The 23,505-nt window shown below is 37.4% G+C and carries 23 protein-coding genes and 1 pseudogene; 19 read left to right on the top strand and 5 right to left on the bottom strand.

The window, feature by feature from the left end:
- Positions 1-26 precede the first annotated feature (26 nt).
- Positions 27-344: a thioredoxin gene (trxA, locus tag T432_RS0101395; RefSeq protein ID WP_014111335.1), complete on the bottom strand. Its 318-nt coding sequence runs from the start codon at positions 342-344 to the stop codon at positions 27-29.
- Between the two features lie 191 nt (positions 345-535).
- On the opposite strand from trxA, the gene parE reads away from it, so the two are divergent.
- The 19 genes and pseudogenes from parE to T432_RS0101300 all read left to right on the top strand — a co-directional run bounded on the left by parE (position 536) and on the right by T432_RS0101300 (position 19,007).
- A complete protein-coding gene (gene parE / locus T432_RS0101390; RefSeq protein ID WP_028883875.1) occupies positions 536-2,512 on the top strand; it encodes a DNA topoisomerase IV subunit B in 1,977 nt (658 codons plus the stop codon).
- The gene (parC, locus tag T432_RS0101385; RefSeq protein ID WP_028883874.1) at positions 2,512-4,818 is read left to right on the top strand and encodes a DNA topoisomerase IV subunit A; all 2,307 of its coding nucleotides are present in this window, start codon (positions 2,512-2,514) and stop codon (positions 4,816-4,818) included. The genes parE and parC overlap by 1 nt, the downstream gene beginning before the upstream one ends.
- A 7-nt stretch (positions 4,819-4,825) precedes the next feature.
- Complete coding sequence (locus T432_RS0101380) at positions 4,826-5,872, top strand: CDP-6-deoxy-delta-3,4-glucoseen reductase (RefSeq protein WP_028883873.1); 1,047 nt, start codon at positions 4,826-4,828, stop codon at positions 5,870-5,872.
- 83 nt (positions 5,873-5,955) lie between these two features.
- Positions 5,956-6,354 (top strand): TrbG/VirB9 family P-type conjugative transfer protein, encoded by a 399-nt coding sequence (locus T432_RS0101375; protein ID WP_028883872.1) that lies wholly within the window; start codon positions 5,956-5,958, stop codon positions 6,352-6,354.
- 39 nt (positions 6,355-6,393) lie between these two features.
- Positions 6,394-9,018: an alanine--tRNA ligase gene (alaS, locus tag T432_RS0101370; protein WP_028883871.1), complete on the top strand. Its 2,625-nt coding sequence runs from the start codon at positions 6,394-6,396 to the stop codon at positions 9,016-9,018.
- A gap of 2 nt (positions 9,019-9,020) precedes the next feature.
- A complete protein-coding gene (locus tag T432_RS0101365) occupies positions 9,021-9,248 on the top strand; it encodes a sulfurtransferase TusA family protein (protein WP_014111341.1) in 228 nt (75 codons plus the stop codon).
- 110 nt (positions 9,249-9,358) lie between these two features.
- Positions 9,359-9,616: pseudogene (rpsP, locus tag T432_RS08635) on the top strand (30S ribosomal protein S16); the annotation flags it as partial.
- A 214-nt stretch (positions 9,617-9,830) separates the two neighbouring features.
- The gene (gene rimM / locus T432_RS0101355; protein WP_028883869.1) at positions 9,831-10,448 is read left to right on the top strand and encodes a ribosome maturation factor RimM; all 618 of its coding nucleotides are present in this window, start codon (positions 9,831-9,833) and stop codon (positions 10,446-10,448) included.
- A 3-nt stretch (positions 10,449-10,451) separates the two neighbouring features.
- A complete protein-coding gene (trmD, locus tag T432_RS0101350) occupies positions 10,452-11,159 on the top strand; it encodes a tRNA (guanosine(37)-N1)-methyltransferase TrmD (protein ID WP_028883868.1) in 708 nt (235 codons plus the stop codon).
- 39 nt (positions 11,160-11,198) lie between these two features.
- Entirely contained in the window at positions 11,199-11,696 is a 498-nt protein-coding gene (locus tag T432_RS0101345; RefSeq protein ID WP_028883867.1) for a low molecular weight protein-tyrosine-phosphatase, read from the top strand.
- A 73-nt stretch (positions 11,697-11,769) separates the two neighbouring features.
- The gene (locus T432_RS0101340) at positions 11,770-12,303 is read left to right on the top strand and encodes an Rrf2 family transcriptional regulator (RefSeq protein ID WP_015551736.1); all 534 of its coding nucleotides are present in this window, start codon (positions 11,770-11,772) and stop codon (positions 12,301-12,303) included.
- 1 nt (position 12,304) lies between these two features.
- Entirely contained in the window at positions 12,305-13,528 is a 1,224-nt protein-coding gene (locus T432_RS0101335; protein WP_028883866.1) for an IscS subfamily cysteine desulfurase, read from the top strand.
- A 15-nt stretch (positions 13,529-13,543) separates the two neighbouring features.
- Complete coding sequence (gene iscU / locus T432_RS0101330; RefSeq protein WP_014111348.1) at positions 13,544-13,933, top strand: Fe-S cluster assembly scaffold IscU; 390 nt, start codon at positions 13,544-13,546, stop codon at positions 13,931-13,933.
- 1 nt (position 13,934) lies between these two features.
- Positions 13,935-14,258, top strand: coding sequence for an iron-sulfur cluster assembly protein IscA (iscA, locus tag T432_RS0101325; protein ID WP_015551734.1), 324 nt, complete (start codon positions 13,935-13,937; stop codon positions 14,256-14,258).
- Positions 14,255-14,737, top strand: a complete 483-nt coding sequence (hscB, locus tag T432_RS0101320; RefSeq protein WP_028883865.1) for a Fe-S protein assembly co-chaperone HscB — start codon at positions 14,255-14,257, stop codon at positions 14,735-14,737. Before iscA ends, hscB begins: the two co-directional genes overlap by 4 nt.
- On the top strand, positions 14,734-16,581 hold the full coding sequence (gene hscA / locus T432_RS0101315; RefSeq protein WP_028883864.1) for a Fe-S protein assembly chaperone HscA: 1,848 nt from the start codon (positions 14,734-14,736) through the stop codon (positions 16,579-16,581). The genes hscB and hscA overlap by 4 nt, the downstream gene beginning before the upstream one ends.
- A 12-nt stretch (positions 16,582-16,593) precedes the next feature.
- Entirely contained in the window at positions 16,594-16,929 is a 336-nt protein-coding gene (gene fdx, locus T432_RS0101310; RefSeq protein WP_014111352.1) for an ISC system 2Fe-2S type ferredoxin, read from the top strand.
- A gap of 1 nt (position 16,930) precedes the next feature.
- Positions 16,931-17,956, top strand: a complete 1,026-nt coding sequence (locus T432_RS0101305) for a tetratricopeptide repeat protein (RefSeq protein ID WP_028883863.1) — start codon at positions 16,931-16,933, stop codon at positions 17,954-17,956.
- Entirely contained in the window at positions 17,913-19,007 is a 1,095-nt protein-coding gene (locus T432_RS0101300; protein WP_248646251.1) for a tetratricopeptide repeat protein, read from the top strand. Before T432_RS0101305 ends, T432_RS0101300 begins: the two co-directional genes overlap by 44 nt.
- Positions 19,008-19,105: 98 nt before the next feature.
- On the opposite strand, the gene T432_RS0101295 is transcribed toward T432_RS0101300, so the two are convergent.
- The 4 genes from T432_RS0101295 to prfB form a co-directional block, all read right to left on the bottom strand.
- A complete protein-coding gene (locus T432_RS0101295; RefSeq protein ID WP_028883861.1) occupies positions 19,106-19,753 on the bottom strand; it encodes a tetratricopeptide repeat protein in 648 nt (215 codons plus the stop codon).
- 73 nt (positions 19,754-19,826) lie between these two features.
- Entirely contained in the window at positions 19,827-20,726 is a 900-nt protein-coding gene (locus T432_RS0101290; RefSeq protein ID WP_028883860.1) for a tetratricopeptide repeat protein, read from the bottom strand.
- Positions 20,727-20,851: 125 nt separating this feature from the next.
- Positions 20,852-22,378: a lysine--tRNA ligase gene (gene lysS, locus T432_RS0101285; protein ID WP_028883859.1), complete on the bottom strand. Its 1,527-nt coding sequence runs from the start codon at positions 22,376-22,378 to the stop codon at positions 20,852-20,854.
- A 3-nt stretch (positions 22,379-22,381) separates the two neighbouring features.
- Positions 22,382-23,486, bottom strand: a protein-coding gene (gene prfB, locus T432_RS0101280) for a peptide chain release factor 2 (protein ID WP_156026326.1) whose coding sequence is annotated in 2 segments (ribosomal slippage) — positions 22,382-23,404 and positions 23,406-23,486 — 1,104 coding nt in all. Because the reading frame shifts where the segments join, the coding sequence is not laid out codon by codon here.
- Between the last annotated feature and the right edge of the window lie 19 nt (positions 23,487-23,505).

The following is a 23,505-nucleotide window of genomic DNA, read 5'->3' as shown; positions in this document are numbered from 1 at the left end:
CCTTAGGTTTAAGCCACTTGTAAAAATTAAATGTTAGTGTTTATGAAATTAGTTAAATCAGTTTTGTTTACGGCACCAACTTTTACAGCTGATTGCTTACCGTCTTTAAATAACATAAGAGTAGGTATGCTACGAATTCCAAACTGAGCAGCTAGGTCTTGGTTATCGTCTACGTTAACTTTAACGATTGAAACCTTTTCGCTAAGTTCAGAGTCGATCTCCTCAAGAATAGGTGCAACCATTTTGCATGGGCCGCACCAAGGAGCCCAAAAATCAACTAAAACAGGTTTAGTAGAATCTAATACTTCAGCTTTAAAGCTATCTAAATTTGCTTGTTTAATCATATTATTCTCTCTTGGGATGAAGAAATTTGTAGGAAGTTATATATTCTTATTTTTATAACTAGATTGGATTCGATAATTATAATAGTAAGCTAAATAATACCATTAGCTTTTAGCAAATTTTATATTTTTTCCTTAAAATAGTCGAATTTTGCACAATCTAAAATACATTAAGTTACAAACTAGAGCCCATAGTGAGTAGTAAAAATTACGATAAATATGATGAGGGTTCAATTAGAGTCCTCAAAGGTCTGGAGCCAGTTAAAGAGCGTCCAGGCATGTATACCAGAACAGAAAATCCATTACACATAATTCAGGAAGTTATAGATAATTCAGCCGATGAAGCATTGGCAGGGTTTGCGAAAAAAATATCTGTTACTTTGCATGAAGATTCAAGTGTCACTGTTGAAGACGATGGTCGTGGCATTCCAGTGGGCATGCATCCAGAAGAAAATGTGCCTGTCGTGGAGATTGTCTTTTCACGACTACATGCTGGAGGCAAGTTCAATAAAAAAGATGGGGGTGCTTACGCATTTTCAGGTGGTCTGCATGGGGTAGGCGTTTCGGTTACGAATGCATTGTCAACAAGATTAGTGGTTAATGTTACCCGCGATATGGGTGTGTACCAATTAATTTTTTCAAATGGTGGTGAAGTAGAGCAGCCGTTAGAGAAAATATCGGACGCCCCTAAACGCAAATCAGGTACAGTGGTTAAGGTTTGGCCAGATACAAAATATTTCGATAGTGCCTCAATTCCGATAAATGATTTAATTCATCTACTGCGAAGTAAAGCGGTTTTATTGCCAGGTATTGAGGTCAATCTAAAAATAGAAAAAACTGGAGATAAATATAGATGGTTATATGAGTCGGGGCTTATAAGTTATTTATCAGAGGAGCTCGATAGATCTGAATTGCTTATTTCATTGTTTAGTGGTCAAGATTATGCTCAAGAAGGCCATGAATCTTTTGAACAGGGTGAGGGTGCTAGTTGGGCCGTTGCATGGTCAATGGAAGGTCCTTTAGTTCGCGAATCATACGTTAATCTTATCCCTACTATAAACGGTGGTACTCATGAATCTGGTTTAAGAGAAGGACTTTTTCAAGCTTTAAAATCCTTTGCAGAAATGCATAGCCTTATACCTAAAGGTGTAAAACTATTGCCCGAGGATTTGTTTTCTAGAGCGAGCTTTGTTTTATCTGCAAAAGTTCTCGACCCACAGTTTCAAGGACAAGTTAAAGAGCGTCTAAATAGTCGTGATGCCCTTAGATTAGTGAGTAATTTTGTAAAAACTTCATTTGAATTGTGGCTTAATTCAAATGTTGATGAGGGCAAAAAATTATCTGAATTCACAATCAAGCAAGCTCAAGCACGTTCGAAATCGGCTCAGAAAATCGAGAAGAGAAAAAGTTCTGGTGTTGCGGTATTGCCAGGTAAGCTTACAGATTGCGAGTCCAACGACGCAACTAGGACTGAAGTATTTTTAGTTGAGGGTGATTCTGCAGGAGGTTCTGCTAAAAAAGGTCGAGATAAGGAATATCAAGCAGTACTGCCACTTCGCGGTAAGGTTTTAAATTCTTGGGAGGTAGATCGTGATCAACTTTTTTCAAATAAAGAAATTCATGATATCTCTGTAGCGATAGGTGTAGATCCACACGGTCCTAATGATAGGCCAGATTTATCCAATATTCGATACCGTAGAATTTGCATTCTTTCTGATGCTGACGTAGATGGTTCACATATTCAAGTGTTGCTTTTGACTTTATTTTTTAAGCATTTTCCAAGTTTGGTTGAAAATGGTTTTGTTTTTATATCTCAACCTCCTCTATTTAGAATTGATGTTCCAGCTCAAGGTAAGAGACCAGCTAGGAAGTTTTATTGTCTCGATTCTGAAGAACTACAAAGCATTAAAGATAAGTTAATAAATAAAGAAAATATTAAGGAATCTTCTTTAACTATAAGTCGCTTTAAAGGTTTAGGTGAGATGAGTGCAGAGCAGCTTTGGGAAACAACGATGAATCCAGACACTCGCCGACTAATGCAAGTGACTTATGGATCTAGTTCCATAGAAGAAATCAATAAAATTTTCGATACCCTAATGGGTAAAAGTGAATCATCAGCCCGGAGAGCATTAATTGAAGATAAGGGTAATCTAGCAGAATTGGATGTGTGATGGAAGATACAGAATTAGAATTAGATTTCGGAAATAACGATCAGGAACGAGTTGACTTAGGCTCATATGCAAGTAAAGCATATCTTGATTATGCATTTTCAGTAGTGAAGGGAAGGGCATTGCCAGATGTAGGTGATGGTCAAAAACCAGTGCAAAGACGCATTTTATATGCTATGGACCGGATGGGTCTTAGAGCTGGGGTTAAGCCAGTTAAGTCCGCACGTGTGGTGGGTGATGTTTTAGGTAAATATCACCCTCATGGCGATCAAGCAGCCTATGAAGCTATGGTTCGGATGGCTCAGGAGTTTTCTTTACGCTATCCTCTTATAGACGGACAAGGAAATTTTGGTTCTCGCGACGGAGATGGAGCAGCTGCCATGCGCTACACGGAGGCTAGACTTGCTCCAATTGCTGAGTTGTTACTTGACGAACTAGGCGAAAAAACTGTTGATTTTATTCCTAACTATGATGGTCAGGAATTAGAGCCTGCAATGCTCCCTGCTAGATTGCCTTTTATTTTATTAAATGGTGCTTCGGGTATTGCGGTCGGTATGGCTACAGAGATACCGTCGCATAATTTGATAGAGGTTGCAAACGCATGCATTGCCACCATAAAAAATCCAAAAATAACTACAGATGAATTGTTCGAAATTATTCCAGGACCTGACTATCATTCTGGCGCTCAAATAATCACTCACCAAGATCAATTAAAGCAAATATATGAGACTGGAAAAGGCTCAGTTAAAGTAAGGGCTAGATGGGAATTTGAGGAACTTGCTCGTGGTCAATGGCAGCTAGTCGTAACAGAGCTTCCACCAAATACCTCATGCCAAAAGGTTCTTGAAGAAATCGAAGAGCTTACAAATCCAAAAGTTAAGCAAGGCAAAAAATCTTTAAACGCTGAGCAGCAGAATACAAAATCGCTAATGCTTGGATTGCTTGATACTGTAAGAGATGAATCAGGTCGTGAGGATTCCGTAAGATTAGTGTTTGAGCCTAAGACTTCTCGGATTGACAGAGATGAATTTGTAAACGCTTTGTTATCGCATACCAGTATGGAGAGCAATTCATCCATAAATTTGGTGTGTATTGGTATTGACGGAAAACCTCGTCAACGCAATTTAAAAGAGGTATTAAGTGAGTGGGTTGAGTTTAGAACCCAAACTGTTTTATCACGCACTAAATATAGACTAGATCGCGTGATTGATAGAATTCATGTACTTGAAGGGCGAGAGCTTGTACTGCTTAATATTGATGAGGTTATAAGCACAATTCGAAATTCGGATGAACCAAAACCTGCACTAATGCAAAAATTTGAACTCAGTGAGCGTCAAGCGGAAGATATATTGGAGATGAAGCTTCGCCAATTAGCTAAGCTTGAAGCCATAAAAATCGAGCAGGAGTTGGCAGATAAAAGAGCCGAACAGAAAAAACTTGAATCACTTTTAAACAGTAATAGTTCTCTTAAAAAACAAATAATAAAAGAGATTGAAGCGGATGCTAAAAAATACGGAGACGAAAGAAGAACTCTAATTAAAGAGGCTGAAAAAGCGGCGATTGAAATTAAGGTAGTTGATGAACCAGTAACTATCATAGTTTCAAACAAAGGTTGGGTGAGAGCCCGCCAAGGGCATGGTGTAGAGGCGTCATCCCTTAACTTTAAGTCAGGGGACTCTTTATATGCCACTTATGAGGCACGTACTGTCGATAATCTTGTGGGCATTGGCTCTAATGGAAGAGTATATACGGTGCCAGTGTCGTCATTGCCATCTGCAAGAAGAGATGGTCAGCCATTTACTGCGATGATTGACCTTGAATCTAAAACGCAAATTACTCACTATATAAATGGAAAAGATGATTCTGAATGGCTGCTTCTTCAAAATAACGGAGTCGGCTTTATAACGCATTTCAAAGATATGATTTCGCGAATTAAAGCTGGTAAATCCTTTGTTAGTATGGATGAGGGAAGCGAACTTCTTAGACCAATTCCGATAACTAATAACACAAAATTTATCGGCTTTTTGTCTAAAAATGATAGATTTTTAATCATATCTTTAGATGAAATTAAAAAGCTATCATCTGGTGGACGCGGTACTATTTTGATGGGTCTTGATCCTAAAGACTCTATATCTCAGGTCGTTGCTGTTTCGGAGTCAGGTATTCAAGCAACTGGAATATATCGTAATAAAGAAGTTGAACAATTAATTGCTTTGGGGGACTTACATGAATATATCGGTAAAAGAGCCCGCAAAGGCAAAACTTTAAAATTAAAATTGAAGCAAGCAACATTATTGCCACTGGATTGAGGAGCGTATGGCACACAAAGTCGTAATTGAATCTACTGGAGATGAATTTTTAGTTAATGAGGGTAATAATATTATCGATGCTGCTCTCGAAAATAAGATAGTTATGCCCTATAGCTGTAGAACTGGGTCATGTGGTACTTGTAAGGGTCGAGTGGTATCAGGAAACTATAAACTTGCTGACTCTGCTGAGGATTTAATTACTGACGAAGAAGCGACACAAGGCTATGCTTTACTATGTTCCGTTATACCATTATCTGACATGGTCATTCACCCAACAGACGTTAAAAAAGCAGGTGATATCGAAATAAAAAATGTACCAGTACGTGTAGCTGAATTAAACAAGCTAGCAGATGATGTTATGCAAATTAAATTGCAGACACCTGCTACGGAACCATTTCGATACTTGCCTGGTCAATATATAGATATTCTTTTGAAAAATAATGTGAGACGCTCTTATTCATTGGCATCAAAAGAACCTATGGATTCAAAAATAGAACTTCATATACGTCATATGAGTGGAGGGCTTTTTACAGATCATGTTTTTGCTGAAGACGGAACTGGAATGAAGGTTCGAGAAATCCTTAGAATAGAGGGACCCCTCGGAACTTTCTATTTACGCAAGGATTCAAATAAACCCATAGTCTTTATTGCAACGGGTACTGGCTTTGCACCAATCAAGGCTATTATTGAAGATATGATTGAATCAGGAATTCAAAGAGAGGCAACCCTATATTGGGGCGGAAGAAGGCCACATGATATTTATATGATGGACTTTTGCAATGATATTGCCTCTAAGCATGAGTGGCTAAAATTTATTCCTGTAGTATCTCAACCTGAAAGTTCCGACGGTTGGACTGGAAGAACAGGAAATGTTAGTGATGCAGTTTTAGAAGATTTTTCGGACCTAAGTGGATTTGAGGTATATGCTTGTGGTTCGCCATTTGTTCTAGAAATTACACGAGATGCACTTGTAGAGAAAACTAATCTTCCCGAAAGCAAATTCTTTGCTGATTTATTTATTTCTCAAGCTGATACTGAAGATAAGGATGGATAAAAATATCCGTAAGTCTCTTTACGGATTTTAAAATACAGTTAAATTTCGCATTATATAGACTCTTTTATTTGAGCTATATAGTTATGAAATTGATTCCGAGTTTTTTTGTTTGTGCCTTAACTTTATCATTAGCAGCGTGTGGTAGCCAACCTAGTTGGCTTATGAAGAAAAGGTTTTTCCCAGGTTGGCAGCATTCACCTAGATTTGTGAATTCATATGATTTTGATTGGCATATGAAAGGCACTCAACATATTCTTCCTAAACAAGTTTTTAGTACAGAGAATGAAGTTTGGTTTGAATTTCCAGATTTGAACGTAATTGATGGGCTACCTATGATTTTTTCTCTAGACCCATATAGAGGTAAAGAGAAAATTATGAAAATTTATCAAAATCCTCCATATTTAGTCATCAAGGGTAGGCATTCACAAATAAGAATTAGACATAAAAATGCTGATGCAGTTGTTTGGAGAGAGTTAAAGTAAGCTAAAATAAAAAGTTTTAATTCCTTAGCATTTGTTTACATGAAAGCTTCTGAAATTCGCCATAAATTTCTTAAATTTTTTGAATCTAAAAATCATACGATTGTCACTTCATCGCCTTTAATACCAGCTAACGATCCAACACTTTTATTTACAAATGCTGGTATGGTTCAGTTTAAGGATGTTTTTTTAGGTAAAGAGAAAAGAGCCTATAAACGAGCTACGACTTCTCAAAAGTGTGTACGTGCGGGTGGTAAACATAATGATCTAGAAAATGTTGGATACACAGCAAGACATCACACTTTTTTTGAGATGCTTGGAAACTTTAGTTTTGGTGATTATTTCAAAGAAGATGCTATTACTTTTGCTTGGGAACTTTTGACTACAGTATTTAATTTGCCTAAAGAAAAACTAATAGTCACTGTTTATGCTGAGGATGATGAGGCATTTTCAATTTGGAAGGACAAGGTTGGAGTTCCAGAGGAAAAAATTATTCGCATAGGGGATAACAAAGGCTCTCGTTATGCATCGGATAATTTCTGGCAGATGGGTGACACAGGTCCTTGTGGTCCATGTACAGAAATATTTTATGACCATGGTCCAGAAATTTGGGGTGGACCTCCTGGTTCTCCTGAAGAAGATGGTGATAGATTTATTGAGATTTGGAATCTAGTATTTATGCAGTTTGACAGGGATAGCGACGGAGTTTTGCATCCATTGCCAAAACCCTGCGTAGATACAGGTATGGGCTTAGAGCGTATAGCTGCAGTTCTTCAAGGCGTTCATTCAAATTATGAGATAGATTTATTTCAAAATTTAATCAAAGCAGCTGCTGAAGCTACAAACACAAAAGACTTAAATAATAATTCACTTAAAGTTATTGCTGATCATATTAGGGCCTGTAGTTTTCTAATTACTGACGGAGTTATCCCTGGTAATGAAGGTCGTGGTTATGTATTACGTAGAATCATAAGAAGAGCTCTTAGACATGGACATAAGCTTGGTCAGGACAAAGCATTTTTCTATACATTGGTTCCAGCTTTAGCAAAAGAGATGGGTGAAGCATTTCCTGAATTAATTGAGTGGAATGACAGAATAAGCTCTATTCTTAGGCAGGAAGAGGAACGATTCCAAGAAACATTAGATCATGGCATGAAAATTTTGGAGTCTAGTCTTTCGTCTCTTAAAGAAGGGGAGAACCTTGACGGTCAAACTCTCTTTACACTTTATGATACTTATGGTTTTCCAGTTGATTTAACTGCTGATATTGCTAGGGAAAAAGGTGTAACTGTTGATCTTGATGGCTTTAATAAAGCTATGGACAAACAGAAAGAAACAGCTCGTGCCAGCGGAAAATTTAAGGTTCTCGAGAATATTTCCTATTCGGGTGGGGACACTCAATTCACAGGATACGATTTAAGTAGAGAGATAGATTCTGAAGTTCAAGCTATTTATGTTGAAGGAACATCGGTCGATCAGGCTGTTGCTGGAGAGGAAGTGTGTATAGTTTTAGATAAAACACCTTTTTATGCAGAATCTGGTGGACAGGTCGGGGATATTGGTGTTTTGTTAAATGCAAATACTAATCTAAATATCAATATTACTGACACTAGAAAAATAACTCCAACCGTATATGGTCATTATGGCTTAGTAGAGAAAGGTATTATTAAAGTTGGGGAAAAAGTAGAAGCTTTTGTTAATCCTGAACATAGAGTTCTTGTGACGGCTCATCATTCAGTGACTCATTTACTTCATATGGCCTTGCGTGAAGTACTTGGAGATCATGTTCAGCAAAAAGGGTCATTAGTAGATTCTGAAAAAACTAGATTCGATTTTTCTCATACTGGTCCTATGACAGCTGAGGAAATCAAAAAGGTTGAGTTGATTGTAAATTCACAGATTTTGAGTGGTAGAAAAACTCAATCAGAAATTATGAATTATGAGGATGCCCTTAAATCTGGTGCAATTGGGCTTTTCGGTGAAAAATACGGTGATGTAGTTAGAGTTATGCAAATCGGTGATTCTAGAGAGTTATGTGGCGGTACGCACGTAGACAACACTGGTGAGATCGGATTATTTAAGATAGTTAGTGAAACGGGTGTTGCTTCTGGAATTAGAAGGATAGAGGCCATTGCGGGTTATAGATCTGTAGAGTGGGCACAAAATTCTTCAAGTAATCTTGCAGAAATTGCCTTTTTACTTAAAACTAATCCTTTTGATTTGGCTCAGAAAGTAAAAGCTCAGCTTGATCAGATGAGCCTATTAGAAAAAGAAATTTCTCATCTAAAACAAAAACTAGTGTCATTATCTAGTGGAGACCTCTTAAGTCATATGCAGGAGATTTCTGGTGTAAAAGTTTTGGCTTGTGAAGTGCATGATGTAGAAAGTAAAGCCTTAAGAGATTTAGTCGACCAATTAAAAGGAAAAATTGGATCTGGTGTTGTTGCAATTTTCTTAAAAAATGAAGAAAAGGTGTCCATTGCCACAGGAGTGAGTAAGGATTTAACAGATAGATTTAAGGCTGGTGAACTAGTTTCACACTTATCTCAGATTTTAGGAGGAAAAGGTGGTGGCCGCCCTGATATGGCTATGGGTGGTGGTACAGACGTATCCTCCTTAGCTAAAGCCTTAGAAGAAGTTAAGACATGGGTTGAATCTAAAGTTTAAATATGGAATACGATAGTTTTTTGGATGCTTCAGGTTTGTTATGTCCATTGCCTTTACTTAAAACCAAAAAAGGACTTGCTGAACTTAATTCTGGTCAAATTCTATGTATAAAAACAACCGATCCGCATGCATCACAGGATTTTGAATTGTTTTGTAAACAGACTGGAAATCATCTGCTTAAGCAAGAAGTTGGACAAGAGTTCACTTTGCATTGGATTTCCAGAAAGTAGTATTCTATTTTTGCTACATAATAGATTCAAAGGCTTGATAAATATTAAGATTCTTACTATAATAATTAGCTTTACTAAATTTAATTTAATAATAGAGAGGATAATTTCCTATGGTCGTGATTAGACTATCACGTGGTGGCTCTAAAAAGCGCCCTTTTTATAATATTGTTGCAGCTGATTCACGCAATCGTCGTGATGGTCGCTTTATTGAGCGTTTAGGTTTTTATAATCCAGTAGGTAACCCTGAAGTTGAAAATCTTCGCATCAACTACGATCGTATTGACTATTGGGTTTCAGTTGGTGCTCAGGTTTCTGATGCTGTAAAACGTATCATTAAGGATAGCAAAAGCGATAAAGCTGAAGCTTCAAATGAAGACATTAAAGCTAAAGAGGCTTCTAAAGCTACAAAAGCAAAAAAATCTGATGAAGCTCCTAAAGAAGAACCTAGGACTGAAGATGCTCCTAAGGTTGAAGAACCAAAAACAGAGGAAGCACCTAAAGTAGAAGAGCCTAAAACGGAAGAGTAATTTTAAGGAATTTCCTCTATCAAACCGCCTAATTGAGTGGCGGTTTTTGCATTTTATGAATATTAAAAATACTAAGTTCGATTCAAATGAAAAACTGATACCACAAGATTTGGTTATCGTTGGACGTATTTCCGATGCAAATGGTGTTAGAGGAAAAGTAAAAATATTTCCGCATTCTAAAGAGAATACTCAGCTTGTAAAAATCAAAAACTGGTATCTTCAGAAATTTGACGAAGATGAACATCCTATAACGCCAATTAAGCCTATCAATGTTTTGCAAAAAACTTTAATAGGCAGCCATATTGTGGCTAGTTTTGAAGGAATTACCGATAGGGATCAGGCATTGCTATTAAAAGGATATTCAATTCTTGCATCTAGATCTGAATTTCCTTTGCCTGACTCAGATGAGTTTTATTGGATTGATTTGATTGGATGCTTTGTTTATTCAAATAATTCAAGTGAACCAAGTCTTATCGGCATTGTGAAGAATCTTTCAGAAAGTGGGGCACACACACTTTTACATATTTATCAGATTCATTCTGAAGACGATTTATCGCCTAGACTCAATTCTAAGGGTAGACCAATCGAAATCTTAATTCCATTTGTAAAAGATATAGTGCCAGTGGTTGACATAAAAAATAAAAAAATCTTAGCTAATTGGTCTATGGAGTAGACATTGCGTATTGACGTAATCACTCTGTTTCCTGAGATTATTGAATTTGTCTCTAAGCTTGGTGTGACAGGTCGAGCTTTAAATAAGGACATATGGCAAATAAAAACTTGGAACCCCAGAGATTACACTAACGATATTCACCATACAGTTGATGATCGCCCATATGGTGGAGGTCCAGGTATGGTCATGATGGCTGAACCCTTAAAATTGGCTTTAGAGGCAGTTAGAGAAGATAGAGCGAAAGATACTGAATGTGAAGTTCCTAAAGTAGTTTATCTTTCTCCATCTGGAGTTAAATTTAATCAATCTTTAGCTAATTCGTATGCAAGTTCGTCTGGCTTTATATTAATTTGTGGACGTTATGAAGGAGTTGATCAAAGATTTATTGATAAGTATGTAGATCAACAAATTTCAATTGGTGATTATGTGATGTCAGGTGGAGAGCTACCAGCTTTAGTTATGATAGATTGTATAGTTAGGCTCATCCCTGGAGTTCTTAACTCATCTGAATCTCATTCTATGGATTCATTTCAAAAATCCCTTGATGGATTATTAGATCACCCTCATTACACAAGACCAGAAGTTTTCGAAGGAATGGAAGTTCCTAAGATTTTATTGTCGGGTAATCACAAGGAAATTGAGTCCTGGCGTCTAAAAGAATCTAAAAGAATTACAGCTTTGTATAGGCCTGACTTAATTTCCGACGAATAATACTTGATTTATAAAGGAATTTCATTCAAACTTACGGTTATGAAAACGAGTGTACTTTTTGTCTGTATGGGAAATATATGCCGCTCACCTAGTGCTGAGGGCATTTTACGCAATCTTGTTAAAGAGGCTGGCTTACAAGATAGCATATCAATTGATTCTGTTGCGACCCATGATTATCATATTGGTGAGCCCCCTGATGGTAGGGCTCAGTACGTATGTAGAAAACGAGGAATTGATATTTCTAATATTAGAGCTAGGAAAGTTACCCTAGATGATATTAGAAATAACGATTTGGTTTTAGCCATGGATTGGGAGTGCCTCACATTCCTTCAACAACTATCACCTAAAAGTCAACACTATAAACTAATGCTTCTTATGCGTTACGCTAACGACTATGAGGAAGCAACTGTTCCTGATCCATTTTACGGTGGTATCGACTCTTTTAATAAAATGATGGATTACTTAGACGATGCCTGTTTAGGTGTCTTTGAGGTAGTGAGTAAAAGAGTAGGTCTCTATCAGTCCTCTGAATTCTAATTCGTATTAATATCCTAGTAATTTAGTAGGATATTTAGTATAATTACATATATACATAAATTACGGATTGGATATGAGATTAACTACCAAGGGGCGATTTGCAGTTACAGCCATGATTGATCTTGGATTAAGAAGTCACTCTGGCCCAGTAACTCTTTCAGCTATTAGTGCACGTCAAAATATTTCCCTCTCTTATTTAGAACAATTATTTAGCAAATTGCGTCGTCATGAGCTCGTTGAGAGTGTTAGAGGTCCGGGAGGAGGGTATATGCTTGCTCGTAATCCCCGAGAAATCACAGTAGCTGATATAGTATTTGCGGTTGATGAGCCCTTAGACGCAACTGGTTGCGGAAATAAAGTACCCTGTACTACAGGTCGGGACGGTCGTGATCATGGTACCTGTATGACTCATGACCTTTGGAGTAGCCTGAATGCTCATATGGTTGACTATTTAGATTCTGTTTCCCTTCAAGATCTAGTGGATCATCAGCGATTGGGTCCTAGCGAAAAATCTAAATTGGAAGAAAGAAATATTCAATTTAGATCCAAGTTTGACTCTAACAGAAATTTAGATACACCATTAATTTTTAAAGGGTTTGGCGGTTAGTATGTCATCACCAAATTTAAAATTCCCAATTTATTTAGATAATTCTTCAACTACCCCAGTAGATCCAAGGGTTGTGGATGCTATGGTTCCTTGGCTCTATGAAAAGTTTGGAAATCCTGCTTCTCGTACTCATGCTTTAGGGTGGGAGGCAGAAGAAGCAGTAGAAAATGCTCGCAAACAAGTAGCCGAATTAGTAGGAGCTGATCCAAGAGAAATTATATGGACCTCGGGAGCTACCGAATCAAACAATCTAGCGATTAAAGGTGCTGCTCATTTTTATAAAGACAAGGGTAAGCATTTAATTACAGTTAAAACTGAGCATAAAGCTGTTCTTGACACTATGCGAGAACTCGAAAGACAAGGTTATGAAGTAACTTATTTAGACGTTCAGGAAAATGGGCTTATTGATCTTGAACAATTAAAGAGTTCTATACGTCCAGATACTATTCTTATCTCTGTTATGTTCGTAAATAATGAAATAGGAGTTATTCAGCCTATAGAACAGATAGGTGAGATTACGAGAGAGAAAGGAATTATTTTCCATGTTGATTCAGCCCAAGCAGCTGGAAAAGTAGATATAGATCTACAGAAACTTAAAGTTGATTTGATGTCTTTCTCCGCTCATAAATGTTATGGACCTAAAGGAGTGGGGGCTCTTTACATACGACGTAAGCCCAGAGTTCGTATTGAAGCTCAGATGCATGGTGGAGGTCATGAAAGAGGATTTAGATCGGGAACATTGCCAACTCATCAAATTGTAGGTATGGGGGAAGCATTTGCGATTATGAAAGCTGAAATGCATGAAGAAATTCCACGAATCAGAGCCATGCGAGATAGGCTTCTTGAAGGTCTAAGTGAGATTCCTGATGTGTATATAAATGGAGATATGCAGTCTAGAATCGCTCATAATTTGAATATTAGTTTTAATTATGTTGAGGGTGAATCTCTAATTATGGCTATAAGAGATGTGGCGGTTTCAAGCGGATCGGCTTGTACATCTGCTAGTTTAGAGCCTTCATATGTACTTCGGGCTCTTGGGCGGGATGATGAATTGGCTCATAGTTCTATTAGGTTTACTTTGGGACGATTTAATACCATTGAAGAGATTGAATATACGATTCAATTAGTGAAATCTAAAATCGATAAATTCCGAGAAATGTCTCCACTTTGGGAGATGGTACAAGAGGGTATTGATCTCTCTACTGTGCAATGGACGGAACATTAATTTAAGGAAATTTAAATGGCTTATAGCGAAAAAGTTTTAGATCATTATGAGAACCCTAGAAACGTGGGGTCTTTTGATAAATCAGATGAATCTGTAGGTACTGGTATGGTAGGTGCTCCAGCTTGTGGTGATGTCATGAAACTTCAAATTAAAGTTAATGATGCAGGTATTATTGAAGATGCTAGATTTAAAACATATGGCTGTGGATCCGCTATTGCTTCTAGCTCCTTAGTGACTGAATGGGTTAAAGGGAAATCCTTAGACCAAGCAATGGATATAAAAAATACTGATATAGCAGAAGAGTTGGCATTGCCACCAGTAAAAATTCACTGCTCAATTTTAGCTGAAGATGCTATTAAAGCTGCTATCAATGACTATCGTCATAAAAAGGAAGGTAAATCTTAAGATGGCTGTTACGCTTACAGAGAGGGCCGCTCAGCATGTCAAAAGCTTTATTGAAAAGCGAGGCAAAGGTTTAGGTTTGAGGGTTGGTGTTAAGACTTCGGGTTGTTCAGGTATGGCCTACAAACTCGAATATGCAGACTCTCAAGATGTTGCCGATAGTGTGTTTGAAAGTTTCGGTGTCCGTGTATTTGTTGACTCTAAAAGTCTTCCATTTATTGATGGAACTGAATTAGATTTTGTAAAAGAGGGGCTTAATGAGGGGTTTAAATTTAAAAACCCAAATGAAAAAGCTTCTTGTGGATGTGGTGAGTCCTTTACGGTATGAATTACTTCGAGCTTTTGAAAGTTCCGCAAAAATTTGAAATCGATGAAGTTGAACTTGAAAATGCATGGAGGGAAGCCACATCAAAAGTTCACCCTGATAGATTTGCAACTGCCTCTGCTTCAGAAAAAAAAGTTGCCCTAAGCTGGGCTTCATTAATAAATGAAGCTTATAGCAAGCTTAAAAATGATGCTACTAGGGGCTTTTACTTGTGCGAACTCAACGATATAAATCTTAATACTCCAGTAAGTGGAGAGTTTCTTGCAACTCAGATGCTTTGGCATGAACAGCTTGAGGAATGCTCAAACGATAAACCTAAGCTAAGAACTCTTGCAAATGAAATAAACGAAAAAAAATCCGATCTTATTGCCTGCATTACAGAGCTTATTGATCATAAAGCTGATTACGAAAAAGCATTTTCTAAACTTCAGCAACTACAATATATTCAAAAGATATTAAGCTTAATTGAATCTAGATTATGACCTTATTTCAGATTTCAGATCCCGATGAAAAACCAATAAAACATGCGGTGGGGATTGACCTAGGCACTACACACTCATTGATTGCAACTGTACTAGATGGCGAAATTTCTGTTATTCCTTCATCGGATGGAAAAAAATTATTTCCATCTGCTGTCCGTTATTTGAAGGATGGTACTGTACACACTGGAAGTGAAGCAGTTAAGGCTAAAAATCGAGATCCTTTTAACACACTTTTATCTACAAAAAGATTACTTGGCCGCTCTTATGATGAGGCGATGGCGGAAGCATTGCCATATAGGCTATCTCAAAATGAAGGCACGGTAAGTGTTATTACTAACCAAGGAGATATTTCTCCTATACAAGTTTCAGCAGAGATTCTAAAAGCTTTGCGCAGTCAAGCTAAGGACTTTCTTGGTCATGATGTGCAGGATGCAGTTATTACTGTTCCAGCTTATTTTGATGATGCTCAAAGGCAAGCCACTCGCGACGCAGCTAGAATTGCGGGATTTAATGTGCTGCGTCTATTAAATGAACCTACAGCAGCAGCTATTGCATATGGTCTGGAGAAAGCCGTTGAGGGCGTTTATGCCGTTTATGATCTAGGCGGTGGGACATTTGACTTTTCCATTTTGCGATTGCAAAAGGGGATATTCGAGGTTATTGCCACAGGTGGTGATACGCAGTTAGGAGGCGATGATTTCGATAAGCTTATTGTTAAGGATGTACTCACTCACCATGATACTGACCAACTTACTGCTCAAGATCATAGACAGCTTCTATCTATAGCTAAAACTGTTCGCGAGCGCCTTACAAAACAGCAGAGGGCTTATTTTCAGGTTAAGCTTTCAGATGGGTTGCATATCGATTTGAATTATCCACGATCGCATTTCGAGAACATTGCCTATGGGCTTGTGAATCGCACGTTGGATAAAGTTAATTTTGTGCTTAAGGATGCGGGGCTAGAGCCTGATGAAATTAGTGGTGTTGTAATGGTAGGTGGGGCTACACGTATGCCTATTGTTCAAAAAATGGTGGGTGATTATTTTCAAATGGAGCCGTTGACGAATATCGATCCCGATCAAGTTGTGGCAATGGGTGCGTCACTTCAAGCTGATAAGCTTGTGGGTAGTCGATCTGGGGATGATTGGTTGTTGCTGGATGTAATTCCTTTGTCTTTGGGGATTGAGACGATGGGTGGTTTAACAGAACGCATTATTCCTAGAAACAGTACGATACCTGTCGCTCGTTCGCAAGAATTTACCACATTTAAAGATGGTCAAACAGCTATGAAAATCCATGTGGTGCAAGGTGAACGCGAGTTAGTTGACGATAATCGCTCCTTGGCTCATTTTGAATTGCGTGGCATTCCTCCTATGGTAGCTGGGGCTGCACGTATTCGCGTTGATTTTCAAGTGGATGCTGATGGACTATTGAGTGTGACAGCCAGAGAAATGAGCTCAGGTGTAGAGCAAAGTATTATCGTGAAGCCAAGTTATGGGTTAAGCGACGAGGTCATTGCCACCATGCTTCAAGATAGTATTCAAAGCTCAACAATCGATGCAAATATAAGGGTAGAGCGTGAAGAGGTTTTGGGAGCTTCTCAACTATTCGAGGCCACTAACTCTGCATTGCAAGCAGACTCCGATCTTCTAAGCGAGGAGGAGAGCATGAAGCTTCAGTCTCTTTTAGCAAAGCTTAAAGGTGGCATAGACTCTTCAAATTTAGAGGCTATTCGTAAGATACAATCCGAAATTGCCCCTCTTTCCGATGATTTCGCTGCTAGACGTATGGATAGGTCGATACGGAAAGCGTTGGCAGGGAAATCTATTGATTCTGTAAGTTAAGTGAAATCTAGTATGGCTAAAATAACAGTTTTACCGCATGAGACTTTATTGCCAGAAGGGCTTGTAATCGAAAATGCTCAAAAGGGTGTTTCGCTATGCAAAAATCTTCTTAATAACGGCGTTGATATCGAACATGCCTGTGAGATGGTCTGTGCATGCACCACTTGTCATGTTTATGTAGTAGAAGGGTTCGATAATTTAAACGAATCAACCGACGACGAGGAAGACATGCTCGATAAAGCATGGGGGCTTAAGCCTAACTCGCGACTATCGTGTCAGGTGGTTGTGGGTGATGAAGATCTAGTGGTAGAGATTCCTAAATACACCATTAATCACGCGAGAGAATAAAATGAGACTTTTATCCGCAATTCTAACTTTAACTTTAGGTACTTTTATGATTTGCGGATCTGTCTCCGCTCAAGCTCAAACATCTGCAGCTGAATCAAATGAGCATGTTAAAAAAATCACCCCAGATTTTAGAAAAGGGCTTGATTTGTTTCTTGGTTACAATGGGCCACAAGATTTTGTGAAAGCACGTGAAATTATGGAGCCCTTCACTCCTAAGCATAATACTACCGCTCAATTATTTGTTGCAGATATTTATTTAGCTGGACTGGGCGTAAATAGAAATGTGAAAAAAGGTTTAGACCTTTTGCTTGCTTCCGCTACAAGATTTAATGATTTAGCATCATATAAATTTACGGAAACTCTCGTATATGGCGTTGGTGTTGAAACGCCTAAGGATTTCTCTCCTTTAGGAGTCATAAGAGATTATCGAAAAGAATTTATAAAATCTCAATTTCCTAAGGGGTATTACATTGGAAAGAAAACCAATGAAAAATTGCCACATACATTTTTAGCTGAAGGTCCTGCAGTTTTTAACTATATGAAAGAAGCTGCTGACTCAGGAAATGCATTTGCTCAAAATATTCTTGGAGATATGTATTATTTAGGTGCTGCTGTTAAAAAAGATTATGCAGCAGCATATAAACTCTACGATGCTTCAGCTGCCCAAGGAAATCCAAATGGCAAGATGAATAAAGCCCATATGCTTATGTGTGGTTATGGTGTAGAACAGAATCGCTCTCAAGCCGTAAAATTAATGTTAGATGTTGCTCAAAACCATACTGTTCCTTATGTCTACTATCAAGTTGGAAATCTATATTTGTATGGTGAAGGCGTAAAACAAAATTATGATGAGGCTAAAGCTTGGTTTAAGAAGGCTGCGGATTTAGGAGATGAGATTGCTGCTCGCGATGTTAGAATGATTGAGAAAATCAATACACCTCAAGTACAAACTGAATTAAAATTAGCTAAAAAATGGAGAGGGGATGATGGGGCTTGCAGACCTAAGTTTCCTCATATCATTAAATAATTTGTATCCAAGAGAGCATAACTTGAGGCATTGTTATCAATTTTTAAAATCAATATTTAGTTTGATCATTTTATGTCTTTTGGTTTTATCCAATACATCTGAAGCAAAACTAAAACCTACTGATCCAGAACTTAATTTAGAACAAATTCATCCTGATTTATTAAAAGGGATGAATTTATTTTTTGGGTTCAATGAAAATCAAGATTTTACTAAGGCTTGGGAATTGCTAATTCCTTACTCTACAGAAAATAATTCTTTTGCTCATATGCTTTTGGCTGATATGTTTCTTTCAGGATTAGGCGTACAAAAGGATTTAAAAAAGGGTGTAATGCTTCTCTATTTATCAAGTTATAGATTAAATAAACTTGCAACTAGCAAACTTCGTTATTTAAGCAGTTTGGTCAGGAGTGAAAATCGAAAATTTTACTTAGAAAATGAAAGGTTTTTTTCTGTAAATGATAGTATTATTGATGATAATCGAACTGCATACTATAAACAGAACAGACATATACCTCATATCTTTGAAGACGAAAAAATTTGGGTAATTGAATATCTAGCTAAGGCATCAAGTAAAGGAAATGCGATTGCCCAAAACATGCTAGGTGATATGTATTTCAATAAAATTATGGGTGTCGATTCATATAAAGAAATTGCTTACGAATTCTATGATTTAGCAGCATCCAAAGGAAACCCCAACGCGATTTTAAATAAAGCTCATATGCTTGTGTGTGGATATGGTGTAAAAAAAGACATTTCTTTAGCGATTAAGCTGACAAACGACATTGCTGAAAAGTACAAGATTCCATACCTATTTTTAGAAATTGCGGATTTGTACAAATATGGGGAAGAGGGTGTTGAGCAAAGCAATGAAGAAGCTTTAGTTTGGCTAAAAAAAGCTGCAGATATGGGCTCAGAGATGGGCCAATACACATATGATTTAGTAAAAAATGCAGATAATCCTCGTAATGCAGGTGAACTAGATCGATCTAAAATGTGGCGTGATCTTGCAAATTCATGTTTATTTATGAAGTATCCTTTGTTTCTTAATTGAGTTTGCATTGATTAAATGAATTTTTCTCTTATCTAAAAGGGAAATATTTTTCTAGAAAGCACAAAAAATATCCCCCCATCCTACAGCGATTTCTAAAATTATTTAAGATTTTTGAGACTTTCGCATGCCTGTTTAAACCCGATATCGCATGACTTTGAGAACATCTCCTTAGCTTTTCCTAAATCTTGCGGCATGCCTTCGCCTCTTTTATACATAATGCCTAAATTATAAAGAGACCCAGGATGGCCTTTAGAAGCAGATTTTTGCATCCATTCAGCTGCTTTCTTAATATCCTGAGGTTTGCCTTGGCCCATTAGATACATAGATCCTAAATCGTGTTGTGCTTTTACATTACCTTGGTTGGCAGATTTTTCGAATAAGTCTCCAGCTTTTTTAAGGTCTTGTTTAACTACATCACCTCTAAAATAAAAACTTGCTAAATTGTACTGAGCTTGATCATCACCCGCCTCTACAGCTTTCTCTGTATACTTCAAACCTTCTTGTATATTTTGATCAACTCCTAATCCTTTGATTAACATGATACCAACATTTGTCTGAGCAACAGTATGGTTTTGATCAGCTGCGGTTTTAAAATATTTAAAAGCCTCTGCATAATTTTTTTGTTCATAAAAAGAGCCACCTTTATCGAACATTTCATCAGGTGAAGGATTTTGAGCTAAAGCAACAGACCCAAATAGAGTAATAGAAGCTAAAAGTGTGGCAATGCTTTTGTTTTTCAGTTTCATATTTGTATCTCCTTAATATAAAACGTTAATTGTATCCATTAATATTCAAATAAATATGAATAGAATTAAATACTTATTTCAATTTAGTTCGTAACTCTAAGTATTGAGAACATCCAGTCTTATCGCCTTTTTCGCAAGATTTCTGTAGTAATTCCATGGCCTTATTAAAGTCTTGTGGTCCACCTTCACCTTTAATATACATAAGTGCTAAATTTGTCTGTGCCAATGCATTATTTTGTTCAGCTGATTTTTCGTACCATTCTCTAGCTTTAACTAAATCAATATGAACACCATGACCGTTGTAATACAAGGTGCCCAGGTTAAATTGAGCAATTGCCAGACCCTTCTTGGCAGCATTTTCATTCCAATATTTTGTTTTGGATAAGTCTTTATCTACACCATCACCAACAAAATATATGGAAGCCAAATACAACATTGCCTCTGTATTACCTTGATTTGCTGCTTTTTCAAACCAATATACGGCCTTATTCATATTTCTAGGGATATCTTTTCCATTGAAATAATTTTTTCCTAGTGCGAACTGTGCATTATCGAATCCTTGATTAGCTAATATCTCGAGATAACTAATTCCCTTTTGAGTATCCCTTGGTATATCTGTTCCTAGCATATAAGCATCGTAGAGAGTCTCCATAGCAGGATAAAAATTTTGTTCGGCTGATTTTGTTAACCATTTAATAGCTTCTTGAGGATTTTTTTCTATATGTTTAATGCCATGTAAATAAAAAATTCCGACAGCAAATTGACCTCTTGGATTGTTATATTTCTCAGCTAATAATTTATAAGCTCTAAAAATATCTTCTAAAGTTTGCTTTCTGCTTACAAATATCAGTAATTCTTTTTCTGATAATGAATTTATATGAGTATCGATATTCTCTGAATTTGTTTGAGCCCAAATAACAGAGCTAGTAAATATAAAAATATTTAGTAAAAGGGCGGTAATCAAGTTTTTCATAAGGCGAAGAAAAGATTAATGTTGTAAATTCAGAATCATCATAAAGAGATTAAATTTACTTCATGTGACAAAAAACAGCTTATGACATAAAAAAGGGTGGAACCTAAGTCCACCCTTATTAAACATTAATCTTCTTTTCTTAAATGAGGGAAAAGTAATACATCCCTGATTGAACTACTATCAGTTAAAAGCATTATTAATCTATCTATACCAATCCCGCATCCCCCAGCATATGGCATGCCATATTCCAAAGCACGAATATAATCTGAGTCGTAGTACATAGCTTCTTCATCGCCCGCATCCTTGGCCTTAACCTGCTCCATAAAGCGTGCCGATTGATCCTCAGGGTCATTTAATTCCGAAAATCCGTTTGCAATCTCGCGACCAGTTATAAATAGCTCAAAACGCTCAGTAATTTCACTATCAGTATCCGATGCACGTGCAAGAGGTGATACTTCTACAGGATAGTCGATAATAAATGTTGGATTCCATAGTTGGCTCTCTGTAGTCTCTTCAAATAAAGCCAATTGCAGGGCCCCTAATTTTAAGCCCTCAGCCGCTGGTGCTTTCAGAGCAATAAGTTCAGAGCGAATAAAATCAGGATCCTTTAATTGTTCTTCTGTATATTGGTGGCAATATTTAAGTATCGCTTCCACCATAGTTAATCTCTCAAAAGGCTCATCAAAATTCAACGGACGGCCTTGATGCATAATTTGAGCTGAACCCAAAGTTCTAACAGCAACTTCACGCAAGATTTTTTCAGTAAAATCCATCATCCATTCATAGTCTGTGTATGCTGCATAAAACTCCATCATTGTGAATTCAGGATTATGACGTGGACTAACTCCCTCGTTTCTGAAATTGCGATTAATCTCAAATACACGTTCGAATCCGCCAACAACCAATCGTTTTAAATAAAGCTCTGGTGCAACGCGTAAATACATATCCATATCTAAAGCATTATGGTGAGTTACGAATGGCTTAGCTGTAGCACCGCCTGGAATAGGGTGGAGCATAGGAGTTTCAACTTCCAAAAAGCCATTTTCAGTCATAATTTGTCTTAGGTGAGACATAGCCTTAGATCTAACAATAAAAGTCTCACGTGTAGATTCGTTCATTATTAAATCTACATATCGCTGTCTATAACGTAATTCTTGATCTGATAGGCCATGAAATTTATCAGGCAATGGGCGTAATGATTTACTAATAAGTTCAACAGATTGAGCATGAACAGAGAGTTCGCCCTTCATTGTTTTAAATACACGTCCTGAAACACCGATAATATCTCCAATATCCCATGATTTAAATTCATCATAAGCTTCGTCGCCTAGATGTTTTTTATCTAAATAAACTTGTATACGTCCGCTAGAATCCTGTAGAGTTGCAAAACTTGCTTTACCCATAACGCGTTTTAACATCATACGTCCAGCAACGATTGCTGGAGTCTCTAAAGGATCAAGCTCTTCTTTGGAGAGTTCATCAAACTTTTTATGTAAATCAGCAGCTTTATCGATTGGTTTAAATTTATTTGGAAATGACCACCCCTTAGTCTCACGTAAACCTTTTAATTTCTCTCGTCTTTCAGCGATTAAACGATTTTCATCTATCGCAACTTCGCTTGATTCATCTGCGTTTTTTACTTTATCTGACATTCCTTAAACTCCCTGTTTGAGGCTGGCTTCAATAAACATATCCAAATCCCCATCTAAAACTTTTTGCGTATTCGAAACTTCGACGTTGGTTCTTAAATCCTTAATTCGACTTTGATCTAATACATAAGAGCGAATTTGATGTCCCCAACCAACATCCGATTTTGATTCCTCTAACTTTTGTTGGTCTGCCATACGCTTTCGTAATTCAAGCTCATATAACTTAGATTTAAGCATAGACATAGCCTCAGCCTTATTTCTGTGCTGAGATCTATCGTTCTGACATTGAACAACAATACCTGTGGGTTCATGCGTTATGCGCACAGCTGAGTCAGTCTTATTAATATGCTGACCACCAGCTCCACTAGCTCGATAAGTATCAATCCTAAGGTCTGCAGGATTAATTTCTACCTCAATCGAATCATCAATTTCAGGATATACATATAAACTTGCAAACGAAGTATGTCTGCCATTAGCCGAATCAAAAGGGCTTTTACGAACAAGTCTATGTACACCGCTCTCAGTACGCAAAAAACCAAAAGCGTAGTCACCTTCAACCTTAAGAGTTGCAGATTTAATGCCCGCAACATCCCCTGCAGATTCTTCAAGCAACTCAGTTTTAAAACCCTTACGCTCGCAGTATCGCAGATACTGTCTCAAAAGCATGGAAGCCCAGTCTTGAGCTTCAGTACCCCCAGCTCCCGATTGAATATCAATAAAACAGTTCAAAGGGTCGGCAGGTTGAGAAAACATACGCCTAAATTCAAGACCTTCGATAGTCTCTAAATATCGCTTAGAATCTTCCTCTATGGCAATGAGTGTGGAATCATCGCTATCTTCCACTGCCAATTCATATAAATCCTTACTATCTCGAATAGATTGCTCTAACTCAGATAAAACAAGAACTACATCTTCAAGAGATTTTTTTTCTTTTGATAAAGATTGAGCCTTTTCTGGGTCATTCCAAATATTTGGATCTTCAAGTTCCAAATTGACTACTTGCAGGCGTTCTGCCTTAGTGTCAAAGTCAAAGATACCCCCTGAGGGATTCCACGCGTGATAAATAATCACTCAGATTATTTGCGATTTGATTACTACGTTCAGCTTCCATTTCTAATTATTCTTGGTGA

The organism is Taylorella asinigenitalis ATCC 700933, from assembly GCF_000687755.1.
In the GTDB taxonomy this organism is placed as follows: Bacteria; Pseudomonadota; Gammaproteobacteria; order Burkholderiales; family Burkholderiaceae_B; genus Taylorella; species Taylorella asinigenitalis.
Note: the sequence above shows the minus strand (reverse complement) of the source record. Positions and strands in the feature narration are given on the sequence as shown.